14 protein-coding genes are annotated in these 16,938 nt (G+C 61.9%); 10 read left to right on the forward strand and 4 right to left on the reverse strand.

The window, feature by feature from the left end:
• Window position 1: 1 nt before the first annotated feature.
• The 3 genes from BLR03_RS24055 to BLR03_RS14725 are packed head-to-tail and all read right to left on the reverse strand — an operon-like array spanning window position 2 to window position 5,513.
• Window positions 2-1,837, reverse strand: a complete 1,836-nt coding sequence (locus BLR03_RS24055; protein ID WP_139184566.1) for a hypothetical protein — start codon at window positions 1,835-1,837, stop codon at window positions 2-4.
• A complete protein-coding gene (locus BLR03_RS14720) occupies window positions 1,837-2,829 on the reverse strand; it encodes a PD-(D/E)XK motif protein (RefSeq protein ID WP_091253906.1) in 993 nt (330 codons plus the stop codon). The genes BLR03_RS24055 and BLR03_RS14720 overlap by 1 nt, the downstream gene beginning before the upstream one ends.
• Window positions 2,826-5,513 carry a Z1 domain-containing protein gene (locus BLR03_RS14725; RefSeq protein WP_091253910.1) on the reverse strand — a complete coding sequence of 896 codons (2,688 nt, stop codon included), beginning with the start codon at window positions 5,511-5,513 and terminating at the stop codon, window positions 2,826-2,828. The genes BLR03_RS14720 and BLR03_RS14725 overlap by 4 nt, the downstream gene beginning before the upstream one ends.
• Before the next feature lie 721 nt (window positions 5,514-6,234).
• Between BLR03_RS14725 and BLR03_RS14730 the strand changes: the two genes are divergently transcribed.
• From BLR03_RS14730 to BLR03_RS14755, 7 genes are all read left to right on the forward strand, one after another.
• On the forward strand, window positions 6,235-7,254 hold the full coding sequence (locus BLR03_RS14730) for a substrate-binding domain-containing protein (protein ID WP_175460567.1): 1,020 nt from the start codon (window positions 6,235-6,237) through the stop codon (window positions 7,252-7,254).
• Window positions 7,255-7,388: 134 nt separating this feature from the next.
• Window positions 7,389-7,661, forward strand: coding sequence for a hypothetical protein (locus tag BLR03_RS24940; protein WP_254788511.1), 273 nt, complete (start codon window positions 7,389-7,391; stop codon window positions 7,659-7,661).
• Window positions 7,662-7,691: 30 nt separating this feature from the next.
• Window positions 7,692-8,711: an ABC transporter substrate-binding protein gene (locus tag BLR03_RS14735; RefSeq protein WP_302846592.1), complete on the forward strand. Its 1,020-nt coding sequence runs from the start codon at window positions 7,692-7,694 to the stop codon at window positions 8,709-8,711.
• A gap of 79 nt (window positions 8,712-8,790) precedes the next feature.
• Entirely contained in the window at window positions 8,791-9,831 is a 1,041-nt protein-coding gene (locus tag BLR03_RS14740) for a carbohydrate ABC transporter permease (protein WP_254788513.1), read from the forward strand.
• Entirely contained in the window at window positions 9,828-10,781 is a 954-nt protein-coding gene (locus BLR03_RS14745) for a carbohydrate ABC transporter permease (RefSeq protein WP_091253915.1), read from the forward strand. Before BLR03_RS14740 ends, BLR03_RS14745 begins: the two co-directional genes overlap by 4 nt.
• Window positions 10,778-12,406 (forward strand): alpha-amylase family glycosyl hydrolase, encoded by a 1,629-nt coding sequence (locus BLR03_RS14750; RefSeq protein WP_091253919.1) that lies wholly within the window; start codon window positions 10,778-10,780, stop codon window positions 12,404-12,406. The genes BLR03_RS14745 and BLR03_RS14750 overlap by 4 nt, the downstream gene beginning before the upstream one ends.
• A gap of 163 nt (window positions 12,407-12,569) precedes the next feature.
• The gene (locus BLR03_RS14755) at window positions 12,570-13,058 is read left to right on the forward strand and encodes a hypothetical protein (protein ID WP_091253922.1); all 489 of its coding nucleotides are present in this window, start codon (window positions 12,570-12,572) and stop codon (window positions 13,056-13,058) included.
• Between the two features lie 112 nt (window positions 13,059-13,170).
• Here BLR03_RS14755 and BLR03_RS14760 read toward each other — a convergent pair whose 3' ends face one another.
• The gene (locus BLR03_RS14760; protein WP_139184567.1) at window positions 13,171-13,638 is read right to left on the reverse strand and encodes a hypothetical protein; all 468 of its coding nucleotides are present in this window, start codon (window positions 13,636-13,638) and stop codon (window positions 13,171-13,173) included.
• Between the two features lie 307 nt (window positions 13,639-13,945).
• Between BLR03_RS14760 and BLR03_RS14765 the strand changes: the two genes are divergently transcribed.
• The 3 genes from BLR03_RS14765 (at window position 13,946) to BLR03_RS24060 (ending at window position 16,420) form a co-directional block, all read left to right on the forward strand.
• Window positions 13,946-14,524, forward strand: a complete 579-nt coding sequence (locus BLR03_RS14765; RefSeq protein ID WP_175460568.1) for a DUF7255 family protein — start codon at window positions 13,946-13,948, stop codon at window positions 14,522-14,524.
• Window positions 14,525-14,880: 356 nt separating this feature from the next.
• The gene (locus tag BLR03_RS14770; RefSeq protein ID WP_091253928.1) at window positions 14,881-15,777 is read left to right on the forward strand and encodes an Ltp family lipoprotein; all 897 of its coding nucleotides are present in this window, start codon (window positions 14,881-14,883) and stop codon (window positions 15,775-15,777) included.
• Between the two features lie 229 nt (window positions 15,778-16,006).
• Window positions 16,007-16,420: a hypothetical protein gene (locus BLR03_RS24060; protein WP_139184568.1), complete on the forward strand. Its 414-nt coding sequence runs from the start codon at window positions 16,007-16,009 to the stop codon at window positions 16,418-16,420.
• Window positions 16,421-16,938: the final 518 nt, after the last annotated feature.

Consider the following 16,938-nt stretch of genomic DNA (forward strand, 5'->3'; position numbering starts at 1 on the left):
GCTAACTCCTCGCAATTTCAAGCTCCTCTACAGTGGCCGTGACGCGGATTGCCGCATCGGCCGGCTGAGTGAAGACGGCTGTGATCTCATCTTCGCTCGGCACAGGCACCGTCAACACTTCCTCGGAGGAGAGCAGCCCATTTGACGACATCCACCCGATGAAACGAGGCATTTCAGCCTCGGCGGGGCTCGCCGCCTCATTTCCTCCAGACTCCGTCACAACGCGGGCCGCAACACGGACTGCCACCGCGTTTCCTGGGCGCCCTCCAGTCACAGCAAATCCGTACTTTGCTACCATCTCGCCGTCCAGCAGGTCCAAGGACGATTCAGCGAGTTGACGGATTGATGCCTTTCTTGGGCGCTTTGTACTCAGGCCTTCGGACGAGCCCACCGCTTGCTGTTCGGCTCCATTGCCCGAGAATCCAGACAGCAGGCTGCCTAAGGCAGCTGACACCCGAGAGGCGCCCTTGGAGGCGACACCGCTACCGGCTTTGGCACCCTGGACCGACAGCACGCGGAAAGTTTCCCGGATTTTGTCCAAGGCAATCCTGACGGGATTCGGAAAATTCCTTGCCGCTGCGGCTTGCTGGTATACCCAATCGTCATGCGTCACCGGTTCCGATTTAGCGAACTTTTCGTTCATTTCAGGCGTCGAAATGAACACTCCAAAGACTGGCACGCCGTTGGGCTGAGCCGAAACGGGCAGGTACTTAACTACCATCCTTGGATCCCGCAGAAGGGCCACGGAGTTCTCAAGTTCGGATCCAGTTGCCACCGGAGTGTGGCTAATCCGATACGTCAGAAGTCCCAGACCTTGATTTGGCCGTTTGCTCCGAATCGGGGTGTAAGTGGTCTGCCAATTACTTTCATAGGTGGGATCCATGATCCGCTTACGGCCCTCAATGTAGGCCGAAGCAAACTCACGATAGACCGGATGATTCAACGGCTCCGGGCCAGGGACTGAGCCGTTGTCGGCAGTGAACTGAAACCTGACGTTTGGTCCACTTCCGGTATCTAAGGCGTGGGGCCACGCCCATTTCATTGCAGCATCAGCGATTGCTGCCACTCGATCACGGCCGTTCGTGACCCCAGCGAAGTCCGGCGCAACAACCATGATGCTCGTGCCCGTATCGTCCCCCATCGGAATCCGCATGCCCAGACTCTCAGCTAGCTCCCGAGCGCCAGAGCCGGTAAGCGGATCTACAATTCCGTCTGCTCCGGGTACACCCCACCAGTTCCGCCCCGTGTACCGACTGTCGTCATCGTCGTAGTCGCCATCACCTCCTGACACCGCAATCAAGCGAGGCTCAATCGACCCGTTGTGATACGCCTGGGAGTAGATAAGGCAAAGACCCAATTGGCTGGCTCTGTACAGGACCCCTTTGCCTAGTCCATAGGTTCCGCCTTCCAGGCCCTTGGTGGTCGAACGACCAAGGTTCCGGACGAAATCGACGAAGTCCCGCCGCTCGCCCGAAGTCCCGGATACATCCGCCCGAATAGGACCGCCCAAGCCGCGTGTTCCCGTGTCGGAAATCACTAGAACTCGTATTCGATGATCGAAAATGTGCTTGTGCAGATCGGTAGATTTGCAGTGCGGTGGCAGTTCGCCGAAAACTTCTTGGGTCAAAATGCGAGTTTGTTCCAACGACATTTCATACTCGTCCACAGAGAATGAGATGCGTCCATTTTTTGCGGTTCGTGCATCCCAGCTGTTCTGGAGAGACTCGCGGAGCACAAGATCCCAAAGCCCAAGTGAAGTACGCCCAATGGCGTTGTCTGCAGAACGCGCATCCAAGCCGCCATCAGCACCGTATTGCTGCCTGTATAGCGACAACATCAGTCTGGCCCGCCGTTCGCCACCGAGACCGTTGAAAGATCGAGGTTAATCTCTCCCATATGGCCCAAGTCTATGGAGTAAGAAATGTTGCCAAGCCGCTCAATTGTGCCGGACGGAAACAGAGTCTCCGCGGTAATCCGAGGGAAGTTGGCATCAACCAAATACGATTTTTCGGATAGCGTTGTAAATTTCAATCCTTCGTATGCAGACGAGTCTGCATACGAATAACTTGCACCGCTTAGCACCCCCAGAAGCTCAAGCCTAGAAACACCGAGCTCGATCAGCTCCCTGATCTTGCCGGGGACGGATGTGCCGTTTGGCGAGCGCTCCAGTTGGAGGGCTCGAAGGTAGAGGTCCCCCTGATCTGGTGCAGCCAGCTGACGACCACCATGGATAGTGACCACCATGTTGTTGTGATTGGTCGTTGCCTTGACCTCAATAGAACAGTCCGCGAACACGAAGTCGTGACGGTTGCCTTTCGGCCCTTGCCACGCCGACAAAGCTCGCGGTCCGTGAGATCCCACCAGCTCGTGAAGAACTGTGAGCTCGGCCATGATGCCTGCCAGCTGCGCGGTCCCCAAGAGGCTTCCCCGTTCGGCCTCAAAGAGATTTCTCCAGCGGTCTAAAGTCGCCGACACTGCATTTGATGCCCTTTCAGGGTCAATTTCTATGGCATCCAGAACGTCGTCCGCCAATAGTCCGAACTGGTGGTGCAGCTTGGGGTCGATGCAGCGGAGAATCACATAGGGGCGTTGCACGCCATCAACGGCGAGCTCAAGTGTCTGGAGAGACAACGACCTAGTAGCCCAGTCGAGCGGACCGCCCTTTGCTGTTCCCACAGGGACGAGCACTGTGGGCCGACCGCCGGCATCCACGGCACAAAGCACCTCGCCGTCCGACGCAGATATGCCGGATTTCCGGGAATGGAAACTTCCACCAGCAGAGACATCCTTGGCCAGGAAATCAAAGACCGAAGCCGACGACTCTCTCATGCTTTCACCAGCTCGTCTTCGACGGCCTTCGCTTCGTCCAACTTATCGGCTGCCTCCAATTCCTCTTCAAGGGCCTCAAGATATTCGGCGTCTACCTTGGCGGCGACGTAATCGACCACCGATCGAGGATTGCGTGAATCGGGGAACATGAAGCAAAGCCCAACCAGGTCGGCCGCTGCGAACAGCGGAACCCGGCGGTTCTCGGCGGGCTCCAGTGCGGACTTGTTCAGGTCGGGATCAGATTCCTTGGCGATGGGGTAGATGCACAATAGACCAGTTCGATCCGTCGTCTGCCGCAGTTGGCGGAACTGCAGCAACTGTCGGTCCGTAATTTTGTCTGTGGACTTTAGGTTCAGCGATTTCCGGATGAGGTCCAAACCGACATCGAGATCTGCAATGCGGTCGGACGTCGACGCAACTGCCTTTAGATTGGCCGTCCCGTCGTCGCTGGGGATATACATCTTCTTACGGCGCAGGAGTCGGACTTTTCCGACGAGCCCAAGATCAAGTTCCTCATCACCGTTGAGAGGCTCCATGAGTACAACGTCCCAGCGTTTCAAATCACCTTCGGCACGTTCCTTTTCGATATAACGGCGGATCGCGTCCTTGTCGATGGATTTCGCCGCGTCATGAACCTTATACGTATCCAGGAAACCCAAAATCTCGTCAACCGAAACGTTACGGAAGCCGCGTCGAGACGTTTCAAGTTCGTTTTCGTCATGGCCTTCGCCGATCAGACGCTCAAACAAGTCCTTGGTTGCCTTGATGTTGCCTTCCAGCCAGTCGCCGTCGTCTTCGTTGAACATGATTGTCTGTACGCGACGCCCCGAATAACTGACTTGGGCTTTGACTGCGGAACGCATTTTCGCAGCCGACGTCACTGACATTTGGGGATGGGTCCGGATCTTGACGGGAAGTTCGGCAGGCGTCTTACCCTCCGCTTCGTAGACCTGGATCTCCTCGCGAATCTCGGCTTCAACGATGGACAGCATGAGGAACCAGCTCTTCAGCTCAGAACTCATCCAGATGCGGATCAGATCTTCGTAGCCCATTCGGTATCCAAACCAGCGCCCCATTTGAAGCAAAGTGTCGTACGCCGATGAGGCACGGACGAAGTAGCTCGACGTGAGACCTTCGAGCGTCAACCCACGGGACAGCGTGTTGCCACCGATGACGATCGCCGTCTGCGGATGCTCTTTGTCGTACTCCAATCGGTCGTTTGATTGGTAGTTATCCACGATGACTTTTGTGGCACGGGCTGTCTCAATTAGGTGGGGCATCAGGTCGTCGAATGCAATCGGCTGATTTCCAAATGAGTCGGCCTTTACGCGAACCGATTCGGAGTCCCAGAGATCGCGGAATAGGTCCAAAGTCGTAGTGGCCTCATTGACCAGCGCCGCCCTAAGCCCGTCCAAATGATCGACGACCGCTTCCGCAGTCTTCTCATGTGCGCCAGCCAGCATGGAGGTGTGGATAAGCATCGAAGAATGGGCAACTTTGCGGGCGCGGAGGCGCCGGGCCGCCGTAGCCAGGAGGAACCACCGAATTGCAGCGTCCATTGCATCGGGCACCTCGGGAGACCACTGTTCGAGAAGTGTCTTGTTCCGTGGCGGACGAACGGACTCAACCTCCAAATCGGAAATCAAGCGGACAACGTCCAAGCCATCGTCCACGGAATCCTCGAGGCTCTCGGCTTCCAGCTGACCAAATATCCGTTCCGCACCAAAATAGTTATCGGGGCGAGGCAGGTCCACGATGAAATCTCGTGGGTACAGGTCATGCTCGACACTCGGATCGATAAGCAAGTTGGCGAAAGGCGTAGCCGTGTATGCGATGTATGCGGCTTTTGGGTTGGCCAAAAGATCGCGGATTAGACCATTAATGGTCGATTGGCGCTTGGTTCCTACATCAATGGACGCTTGGTCAGCCTCATCGTCAATGATTAGAATAGGACAATTTTGACGCGTAGTCGCAGACGCTGTTTTGATCCACATGTGGAGGCGCCGTAGCCTGGAGGGATTCTTCTTCACGACGGCTATTGAACGCATGGACGGATTGCTCAGTATCGCATCCGCCGGAGTGGTCACGCTGAAGTCCAGATCGACGGAAGTCAACGGGTGCCAGATAGAACTGCAGGGTTCGATCAAATACTCGTTGATCCTGTCCTGCGTCTGCGTGCGCAGGTTTTCGGTCGTCCCGGTCAGAACAATGATGAGCCGGTACCCGACGTCGGCCGCCTTCGCAACAACGGACATGAAGTTCGTCGTCTTGCCGCTCTGAACGTATCCAAGTACTAGACCCCTGGTGTCAATGGTCTCTTTGCCCGGAGGACTCCCCAAACAGATCACTTTGGAGGACGCTGCGTCCACACCTTCAACGGCCGCCGCTGGAAGTTCCTGTAGCAACCTGGATTTGAGCGTGGGCCACACAACATCGTCGTTGCGAGGACCGGAGTACCAGAAGCCAACTTTCCGGTGCTTGTCCGCCAGGAAACCCGGATCCGGGATCTCCTTTATGAGATTGAGCCGCTTCTCATAGAAAACTCGCGCTGCATGGACAAGTCCGTCCGGCACATACGTCAAGGCTGCCTCAGCCCCCTGCAGTGTCTTGCCGCCGGCCACCAAGGTTGCAAGCGTGTCAGCCATTGCTTCGACATCGCTGTCGGAGTACTCCGGTGCCCCCATGAATCTCCCATTTCGTATGTGATTTATCAAACTCTTGTCAGATGTTAGCGGCAGTAGTCGGCGGAATCACAATACCGCGAGGGGGTCCCTTCGCGGCTCCAACGCAACTGCGAGGTTTCATTGCGCGTCCCGAGAAGAATGTTGCTATCTAGTCTCCCAGTTTCATGCAGCCGACCGCCGAAGCGGCGCCCGACGAGCTCCGTCATGGCCGCCGCACGACGCCTGGCTTCCGCGGCGCCGAACTTCCATGTCCGCGCCGGCCGGCGAACCGGCGAAGGCTCGCTGATCCGCACAGCGCCATTGCACCTGCGCAGCTACACCGGGCCCCGGCGAAGCTCAGGGCGCAAGCAGAAGTCGTCAGTGTGTTGCCCCCGTCGTCCGACGCTCAGGAGGCGCGAGGGCTCTGGTGCATAGCCATCAGATGGTCCTGACGGGACCGGTTCAATGTCTGGGTCGGGTTGTCTTTGCCGTCCATGGGCGGCCCTTGGCTCGAGCGGAACGAAGTTGCCAAGCGGTCCCTGTCGCTGGGCATCACCCACGACGGCCGGAAACTGGAGGCCGCCCGTCTGTTGTCTCGCCGTTTACGAAACGCAACGCGATCCCCCACCCACCCCTTACTGTTGATCCTGCACGCAACGAAACCGTTTACGTAAACCGTTTGCGTAACCCGTTACGCAAACGGGCCATGCGGCCCAGTAGGCACCCTCAGGGAGGAGGAATAGTGGTCACCATCCGCGATGTCGCCAAGCACGCCGGCGTCTCCCCTGCCACCGTCTCCCGGGTTGTCAACGGGCTTGTCGGCTACTCCGACGAGACCCGGGAACGTGTCGAGACCGCGGTCAAGAGCCTCAGCTACGAAACGGACTACCTCGCCCGAGGCCTCAAGACCCGGCAGACGTCCGTGATCGGGCTCCTCGCCCCGATGGTCTCCGACGCCCTGGCCTCCCAGGTCATGCAGGGCGTCGAGGAAGAGGCCCAGGAACGCGGCTACGCCGTGATGCTCGGCCGTACCGGCGCCACATCCGCCTACATCGCCGGCTACCTGCGGACCCTGCGCACCTACCGGGCCGCCGGAGTCATCCTCATCTCCGCCGTGATCACGCCGGAGACGAGGCAGCTGTTGGGGCCCAACGTCCCCATCATCTCCGTCGCCATCAGCGACAAGTCGGGCTCCCCCAGCGTGGCCATCGACGACGAGCAGGCAGCCTACGACGCGACCCGTCACCTGCTGCGGCTCGGCCACCGGCGCATCGGCCTCCTGACCGGGGATCCGGTATCGATCTATGTCGCCCAGCCCCGGAAGCGCGGGTACCTGCGCGCCATGACGGAAGCCGGCTGCACCCCGGTCACCGCCACGGGCAGCTTCTTCTACGAAAGCGGCACCGCCGGCGTCGGCGAACTGCTGCAGCAGGATCCCGGCCTCACCGCCATCTTCGCGATGAGCGATGAGATGGGCGCCGCCGTCGTCAATGAACTGCAGCGGCGCGGACTCCGGGTGCCGGAAGACGTCTCCGTCCTCGGCTTCGACAACACCTCCACCGCCCTGCACGTGAACCCGCCGCTGAGCACTATGGCCCAGCCCCTCGAGGAAATGGGACGGATGGCCGTGAAGAAGCTGCTCCGCTCCCGCGACCTGGGGCCGAAGATCATGCCGCACCGGTTGATCGAGCGCGGCTCCACCGCGCCGCCCAACCCGGCTCGGGCAACGCCGGCCCCGCCCGGCACCCGACCAAGCAGCTAGCCAAGACCCAAATACCACCACCCACGGCGACCGCCGGCGCTCCCCCGCGCCACCAAGCGACCCGCCGCGATTCCGCATGCACCAAACCACCCGCACCACCGACCTCGCACCAACCCCACAACAAGGAGCAACACATGAGGCAGCGCCGCCGCACCTGGCAGACTCTTCTAGCCACCACCGCCACCCTGACCGTCGCCACTATCGCCCTCACGGGTTGCGGCGGGACCGCCACGGACGCGAAGAGCGCCCCGAAGGCTGCCGCCGCGTCCTTCGAGGGCAAGGGCCCCATCAACTACGTCTCCAACCGCGACGCCTCCGGTGCCGCGAACAAGAGCATCGAGGAATGGAACGCCGCCCACCCGGAGGAGAAGGTCACGTTCATCGAACTGCCGGACTCCGCGGACTAGGAGCGCCAGCAGCTCATCCAGAACGCCCAGATCAAGTCGGATACCTTCAGCGTGCTGAACCTGGACGTCGTCTGGACCTCCGAGTTCGCCGCCAACAAGTGGATCATGCCGCTGCCCGCGGACGCGATCCCCACGGACAAGATGATCCCCGCCACCGTCAACGCCGCAACGTACCGGGACACCCTGGTCGGCGCCCCGTACTACACCGACGGCGCGCTGTTCTACTTCCGCTCGGACCTGCTCAAGGCCGCCGGCATCGCCGCCCGGCCCAAGACCTGGGACGAAATGAAGACCGCCTGCAAGGCCATCCTGGCCCTCCCGGCAGCCGCCGGCATGTCCTGCTACGCCGGCCAGTTCGACAAGAACGAGGCCCTTACAGTCAACTTCTCCGAGGCCGTAGCCTCCGCCGGCGGCACCGTGGTGGACGCCGAAGGCAAGCCCACCGTCAACACGCCCGAGGCCAAGAAGGGCCTGAACCTGCTGGTCGACGGCTTCAAGCAAGGCTTCTTCCCCTCCGACGCCATCACCTACCTCGAAGAGCAGGGCCGACGCGCGTTCCAGGACGGCAAGCTCGTCTTCCTGCGCAACTGGCCCTTCCTGCACGCCTCCCTCAGCGCCACGGACGGCTCCAGCAAGGTGGCCGGCAAGTTCGGCATCACCTCCATCCCGGGCACCGACGGCCCCGGCGTCTCCACCCTCGGCGGCCGCAACCTGGCCATCTCGCCGTTCACCGCCAACAAGGCCACGGCGCTGGAGTTCATCAAATTCTTCACCAGCGAGGAGCAGGCCAAGAAGCGCCTGGCCCTGTCCTCCCGCGCCCCGGCGTACGCGTCGCTCTACGCGGACCCCGCCGTCGTCGCCAAGCGCCCGTTCTTCCCCACCCTGCTGACCTCGCTGAACAACGCCCAGCCCCGCCCCAAGGTGGTCCAGTACGGCGCCACCACGAAGGCGATCCAGGAAGAGGCCTACGCGGCCATCACCGGCAAGAAGGACACGGACACGGCTCTGAACGACATGCAGGCCAAGCTCACCGAGCTCTCCGCCAAGTAATTCCGCCCCGTAGCTGCTGCCGGGCCGGCCGGTTCACTCCGGCCAGCCCGGCAGCAGCAACTCCAGTGAGGTTCCCAGAATGACGACGACGACCGCCCCGCCCGCCGGCGCGCAGACCGGCACGCCCCAACCCGCCAGCCCGCGCAAACGCGGCAACCGCGGCACCCGCACTCCCGGCGAAGGCCGCATGGCCGCGCTGCTGCTCTCCCCCACCCTCCTGGTGCTGGCCCTGGTGATCGTGTACCCGCTGCTCGCCGCGGTGCACCAGTCCCTCTACCGCGCCGAATCCGGACTGGACGCGGACGGCTTCGTCGCCGACGTCGAATCCTTCGTGGGCCTGGCCAACTACGCCGACTTATTTGTCGGCGAAACCGGCCGGCGCTTCCTCAACGCCCTCGGCAACACCACGTTCTTCACCGTCACCACGGTGTTCCTCGAGACCGTTCTGGGCCTCTGCCTGGCCCTTGCCATGAACCGCGCCTTCCGCGGCCGGTCCTTCCTCCGCGCCAGCATCCTGGTCCCCTGGGCCGTGCCCACCGCCGTCTCCGGCCTGCTGTGGCGCTGGATCTTCCAGTCCGACGGCATCGCCAACACCCTCCTCGGCAGCGAAATCCTCTGGACCGCCGAGGGCAACGCCTCCCGCGCAGCCATCATCATCGCCGAAGTCTGGAAGACCGCCCCGTTCATCGGCCTCTTGGTCCTCGCCGGCATGCAGGTCATCCCCGGCGAGGTCTACGAAGCCGCCAAGATCGACGGCGCCGGCTGGTGGCGCCAGCTCGGCTCCATCACCCTGCCGCTGGTCAAGCCCACCCTGCTGGTCGCCGTGCTGTTCCGCATGCTCGACGCGCTGCGCATGTTCGACCTGCCCTTCGTGCTGATCGGCCCCGGCAAGGAATCCGTGGAAACCCTCTCCATGCTCGCCTGGGACGAGTCCAACCAGCTCCGCTACGGCTCCGCCTCCGCGTTCGCGATCATGCTCTTCCTGTACGTCGCCGTCGTCGCGATCGTCTTCGTCAAGGTGCTCGGCGCCGACGTCACCGGCGCCAAAGAACTGAAGCTGATCTCGAAGAAGTCCCGCTCCAAGGCAACCCGCACCGAGAAGGCCGAGGCCACCCGATGACCATCTCCGACCTCCGCAACGCCGCCACTGCCTCCGGTGCACCGAGCGCCTCCGGCACCGCCGCGCCCGACGCAGCCGCCGCCGTCGGCCGCTCTGGCAAATCGAACACAGGCAAGCCGAAAACGCAGCGCACGTGGCGCTCCTACTCGGTGTACCTGGGCCTGGCGCTGATCTTCGCCTACTGCCTGGCCCCGTTCTACTGGATGCTGGTCTCCAGCCTCCGCCGCACCGCGGACATTTTCGACAACACCCTTCTCCCGGCGCCGTTCTCGCTGGAGAACTACACCAAGGTGTTCGACGGCTCCACCATGTTCGGCCAGGCGTTGCTGAACTCCCTGATCGTGGCCGGCACCACCACGGTGTTCGCCTTGCTGCTCGGCGTGTTCGCCGCCTACGCGATCTCCCGGCTGAACTTCCGCTTCAAGTCGATGATCCTGGGCGTGATCATCGCGACGTCGATGTTCCCCGGCATCTCCGTGGTGGTGCCGCTGCTGCGCCTCTTCACGGACCTCGGCTGGATCAACACCTACCAGGCCATGATCGTGCCCAGCCTGTCCTTCGCGATCCCGCTGGCGGTCTGGAACCTCACCACGTTCATGAAGGCCCTGCCGTTCGACCTTGAGGAAGCCGCCATGATCGACGGCTGCACCAAGTGGCAGGCGTTCCGCCGGGTCCTGCTCCCGCTCGCCGCGCCGGGCGTCTTCACCACCGCGATCCTGACCTTCATCCACAGCTGGAACGAATTCATCATCGCGCTGTCCATGATCAACGACCCCAAGATCCAGACCGCCACGGTCGCGATTTCCAAGTTCACCGGCGCCACCGAATTCCAGGCACCCTTCGGAGAGCAGATGGCCGCCGGCGTGATCGTCACCGTACCGTTGGTCATTATGGTGCTGATCTTCCAGCGGCGGATCGTCGAAGGCCTGACGGCGGGCGCGAGCAAATGAGTGTGAATCCTGTGGAGGAAACCACACTTACGCCGGCCCCCGAATGGTGGCAGTCCGCCGTGATCTACGAGGTCTACCCGCGCTCCTTCGCCGACGGCGACGGTGACGGCGTAGGCGACCTCGCCGGCCTGATCGCCCGGCTGCCGTACATCGCCGCCCTCGGCGTCGACGGCATCTGGATGACCCCGTTCCAGCCCTCCCCGCAGGTGGACCAGGGCTACGACGTCAGCGATTACTGCGGCGTGGACCCGCTGTTCGGCACCATGGAACAGTTCGACTCGCTCCTGAAGCAGGCCCACGCGCTAGGCCTGCGGATTCTGCTCGACGTCGTCCCGAACCACTGCTCCTCGGAGCACCCGCTGTTCCAGGCGGCCCTCGCGGCCGGGCCGGGCTCACCGGAGCGGGACATGTTCCACTTTGTTCCGGGTCCCGATGCCGATGTCCCGCCGAATAACTGGCAGAGCGTCTTCGGCGGCCAGGCCTGGAGCCGCGCCAACCCGGACTCCGCGACGGACCGGGAGTGGTACTTGCACTTGTTCTCGGCCGGGCAGCCGGACTGGAACTGGCGCAATCCCGCCGTCGGCGACTACTTCGACGGCGTGCTGCGCTTCTGGTTCGACAAGGGCGTGGACGGGCTGCGGATCGACGTCGCGCATGCGCTGTTCAAGGCCGAGGGGCTGCCGGACTCGCCCTCTACCGGCGGCGTGGTGGACGGGCTGCGGTCCAATCCGCAGGTCTCGGACCAGGAGGACGTCCACAAGGTTTACCGCCGCTGGCGCACCCTGGCCGAGAAGTGTGAGCCGCACCGGCTGCTGGTCGGCGAGGTCAACCTTGAGCCTGCCCGCGCCGCCCGCTACACCCGCGCGGACGAGATGCACCAGGCCTTCGCCTTCGCGTTCGTGAAACTCGGCTGGGAACCGGAGGCGTGGGCCGCCGTCGGCAACGAACTCGAAGCCGCCCGGCATCTGCACGGCGCCGCGCCCACGTGGGCGCTGGAAAACCACGACATCGTCCGCTCCGTCACCCGCTTCGGAGGCGGTGAGATCGGCAGTGCCCGGGCCCGGGCGGCCCTCGTGGCATTGCTCGGACTGCCCGGCGCCGCCTACCTCTACCAGGGCCAGGAACTCGGGCTGCCCGAGGTCGATGTCCCGGTGGAGGCCCGGGTGGATCCGATGTGGGCCCGCGGCGGTGTCTGCCGCGACGGCGCCCGCGTCCCGCTGCCGTGGACCGAAGACGCGGCGCTGAACCACGGCTTCTCGCTCGGTGATCCGGCATCCGGGCAAGCCGCTGAGCCGTGGCTGCCCATCCCGGAAGGTTGGGGGAACTACGCCGTTGAGCGACAGCGGAAGAACCTAGGGTCCGCTCTAGACCTCACCAAGTCCGCCCTCGAGCTGCGCCAGCAGCTTTGGAAGAGCGCGGTCTTCACCGCGGACGACGGCGGCACCTGGCGAGTCGAGGTCGGGAACCTGCTGATCTGCGAACGCAACGCAAACTTCCTTGTCGCCGTCGCCATGGGCACCGAGCCGGTCAAACTCCCCGCCGGGACAGTGCTGCTCAGCGCCACCCCGCTGGATCAGGAAGGCTGGCTGCAGCCCAACAACGCCGCGTGGGTGCTACGAGACTGACCCGCTAAGTCGACAAGGGCTGTCCGCGTTTCTTGGGAAACATCGACAACTCTTGATGTTCCTCGCAAGCGTCACAAGTCCAATTGGCAACGGACGCGGGTCTTCTGACAGCCGCAATGTCGTTTAATTTCTGTGGCTCGCCTGGTCACACTACTGTCATCACATGGACTTCTGGGAGCAAATCGCAATAGGTTTTATCGGCACTGTGGCGGGGGCCACGATTGCCCTGCTAAGCAACTGGTTGGCGAGCCGGAGCCAGGCACACTTTAAAGAGGCCGCAGCCTTAAACGGCCTCCTCCTCGATTTGAGTTTGAAGCGTGCTCTCAATGTCGGCACTCCGCTTATCGCGGATCTCCGAGCAACTGCCGCAGACTTCGGCCGATGCAAGGAGTCCGTACTCGACACCCGCGGGCTCATTAGGGAGGCTCGTATTCAGCTCACACCAAATTCCGGCGCCTTCGATCACTTGGCCCGTATGGCTGGTGCATGCAATCTCTTTCTGCACAAATCCGGCATCAAACCGGAAAAATACCAGTTCTATCTGGCGGTTTTACAGTCCCAACTCGATGACGAGGCACGAAGTCTCGCCACATCAAAACGCGTCACATACCGTAGTCCCGGAAAGAGCGCTTACCTCAGCGCCATGGACTAGGGCACAGACGGGGCCTGCCCCTTTAGCTCTTCTGCGCGCCACCCGGTGGCGATACAGGAAAGGGCCACGCCACGAAGGCGCCTCGAGTCGGCCGAATCAAGTCGGCCCGCGACTAGAAAGCGAAGCCGACCGCGACGCCGCCGTTGTAACCGCGATTCTGGTCTACGGTGAATCCTGCCGACCACCACGACTGAACGGCTCCGATCGGTACTCGCAGGGCCGGCACGTGGAGGATTGGGCCGGTCGAGCCCGAGACGGATGCGTGCGCGACGCTTAACGCCAGGCCGTCCTGGGGGCCGCCATTGCCGAAGGTTGCCATGTACGGGGCTAGATGCTGACTTATCAGACGGTCCCGTTCATCCGGGTTCCTGCTCAGTTTGCGCGCATCCCGCGTGTCTGCCACTTGCCGGTAGTAGTCGCCGTAGGTGATGTTCATGAACTCAGCCGTGCTGACCGGGAGGCCCTGAATGACCCAACTGCCGACGAGAACATAAATATCGGGGCAACGCTCTCCCCGCTCAGCTGCCTCAATCAACGACTGCAACCTACCGTCTACGTGAGTCTCCACATTCGTTTCCATGAACCGGACTTTACTTCCCAACGGGCACGGTCCTCACACGACAGGCCGTGCTGCGCGGCGATCCGGGGCCGTCCGCACACCCATGGGAGACCCGTCCATCGGTTGTCCAGGCGCCGCAAGTCTCCGCCGCAATAGGCGCCGATGATTCTATGACCACTGGGATCAAGGTTCTGACCGGCAGCGAAGGCAACCGAAGGGCATCGGATGCCGACACAGCTGCATCTGCCTGAACTATTGCTTCCCGCCCAGTGACGTCAGCATCGAGGGCATCGTTCCTGCCATCGGTAAGCGGCTCTAGGATGTGGAAATGCCTGTCGGAGATTGTGAAAAAGCGTTCTTGGATGCAGCTGCCCACGAAGGTATAGAGCTGGTCCGATACAAACAACCCTGGCTGAATCAGCGCGGGCACTTTGGCGTGCCCGATATTGCGGCGGCCGCCATCATCCCATTGGATAAGATCTTCCACGACCTTGGCGGCGACAGTGAAGCCCAATCAGCTAAGCGGGCAACTGCTCTGCCGGGTGACTTCATCCATCCACCCACTGGGACGATGATCGAGGTCGATGAGATTCAGCATTTCACTACCTTCCGCATGCAGACCTTTGCCCACTATCCCCAAGACACCAGCCTAGGTTTCGACTCCGAAGAGTACTTGGAGCTGTGCACAATGTTCCGCCGAAAAGCGGACACGTACCGCCTCAACAAGGCAGCGTCCGCATTCGTTCCCGGCGGCCGCCAGCGCCAGAGAGCATACAACGACGCTTTGCGTGATCTAGTGATTCCTTCCATGGGAATGCCGCCCTTGGTTCGGGTCCCAGCGCCCGATGGCAATGGTGCTGCCGCGTTTGAGCGGAACCTCGTCCGAATTCTGAGTGCACTTTCATGACTTAAAGTGTCTACCTGATCCAGAACGGCTGAGACTTATCATTCCCGAGGGGTCTCCGCCTCGGCACGCCGACTTGCTTACCCATATTGAACGCCGGCACTTTCCGAAAAAAGCGAGATGACACTTTCCGATGCGTTTGCATTCGATCGCGGGGATGCAATGTAACATCCGTTATGCGGGTATACGCCCGTGACGCTATTGGGGGAAGCGAACATGCTTGTAACTGTTGGCTGGGGCGATGTATCTCCTCTGCTGCCCGCGCTCCGCACCGGGTTCCCTCTCTGCGCGTCCATCACCGCACCCACTCCGCACGCTACGCATCGCACGTCGGTCAGGTGTCCTATGAAAGGACTCTCATGAGCCAATCCCCGAATCTTGCCCCCTATCCGCCGGTTCCGGGCTACGGACAGGCGCAACAGAGCAACAAGTCGTTCCTCGTGACATGGTTGTTGTCCCTCCTCCTCGGCTTTCTCGGCGTAGACCGGTTCTACCTGGGCAAGATCGGAACGGGCATCCTCAAGCTGGTCACTCTGGGGGGTCTGGGAATATGGGCCCTGATCGACCTCATCCTCCTACTAGCAAACAAGACCCGCGATAAGCAAGGTCTACCGCTGGAGGGCTACAGCAAGCACAAGAAAATTGCCCTGATCGTCACCGCCGCCTTCCTCCTTCTGAGCATCATCATCAATGCCAGCCGCGCCGGCGCTGCCACCACGTCCGCCTCCCCTGCCTCCGCCGTGAGCGGCTCCGCCCGTGCGACCGCTGCTGCGGCCCCGTCCGAGACGGCAACCGTGGATCCCGCCGTCGCCAAGGCTGAGGCTGACGCTAAGGCCAAGGCTGACGCTGACGCTGCTGCTAAGGCGGCGAAGGTCGAGGCTGACGCTAAAGCCAAGGCTGATGCTGACGCTGCTGCCAAAGCCAAAGCCGACGCTGACACTGCTGCTAAGGCTGCCGCTGAAGCTGGGACGACCAGTCAGCAAAACGCACTGCGGACCGCTGGCGACTACCTCGATTACCAAGCCTTCTCGCGCACAGGCCTGATCAAGCAACTGGAGTTCGAGAAGTATTCGGCACCGGATGCGAAGTGGGCCGTGGACCGCGTGACAGTCGACTGGAACGAGCAGGCAGCCAAGTCCGCCAAGAGTTACCTCGAATACCAGTCCTTCTCCCGTGCCGGACTGAAAGACCAACTGATCTTCGAGGGCTTCAGCCCGGCGCAGGCCGAGTACGGAGTGAGCAAGACGGGTCTCTAAGTTCCCGCCCTAGTTCCATCTGTGTTGGCTTCGAGGCCGCAGCCAATGCAGATGGAACTATGCGGTCGCCTAGACCTCAAGCCGATGGCGCCAAAATTTGCAGATTCTTGGCAGAGGTTCAGCCGGGCACACATCCCCGCCGGAATGGCCTACAAGTCTCGCGGAACGAATGAATCGATCAAGCCCCGCGAGTGGGCTGGAAACTCTAGAAGAAATGAAAATGGGAGTAATGAAGAAAGAACTGGCCCTGACGGGCCTGCTGTGTCTTGCCTTATCAGGATGCGCGGGAGGGAATACGCCCCAAACTGCTCCGACTGTCACCGAAACCATGACTGTGACGGAAACCGCCACCGCGACTGTAACGGCTATGGTGACAGCCGAGCCCGCAGCACCAGTTGCGGCAGCGGCCGCACCTGCCGTTCCCGCTCCGCCGAAGAGGGGCGTAATTCCGGCTGCAGTTCAAGGCATGAACGCTCAGGCGCTCGACGAGGACCTGGCTGCTTTGGGATTCGAGAACGTCATCTACAACGCCGATTCAGGCAAGACAGTCCTCTTGCTGAGCAACTGGACAGTGACCGGAATCGATAACCCGGGCGCTAAGCAACCCCTTAGCAAAGCCGTTGTCGTCCACGTAACCAAGTAGTCGTGCGGCGGGTGCTGATGGCCACACTCAGCCGTCCGCACCCGCCGTTCAGTGCTCCAAGTCCTGATGATTAACCTCTGCTGCAACGAGCATTCCTACAGCCGGGGCACACGATCACGGAGAAGTACCAGGCACACCGGCTGCTGGTGAGCCAGGTTAACCGGGGCCGACCCGCGCGGCCCGCGCGGACGAGATGCGCCATGCCTTAGCGGTCGTAAAGCTCGGTTATGACGCCAAGCGTGGGCCGCCGTAGGGGACGAGCTCAAGGCCGCCTGGCAGTTCCACGGCGCTGCTGCCAAGTGCGCACCGGAAAACCATGACATCGTCCGTTCTGTCACCCGCTTAGGCGACGGCGAGCTCGGCAGCATCCCGGCCCGGCTATCCTCATGGCGCTGCTGGGACTGCCCGTCAACGCGTACCTACCAGGGCCAGCAACTCGGGCTGCCCGAGGTCAACCTCCCGGTGGAGGCCTAGGTGATCCGATCGGGGCCCGCGGCGGCGGCTGCTAACAGCAGCTC

The organism is Arthrobacter sp. ok909, from assembly GCF_900104405.1.
GTDB lineage: Bacteria > Actinomycetota > Actinomycetes > Actinomycetales > Micrococcaceae > Arthrobacter > Arthrobacter humicola.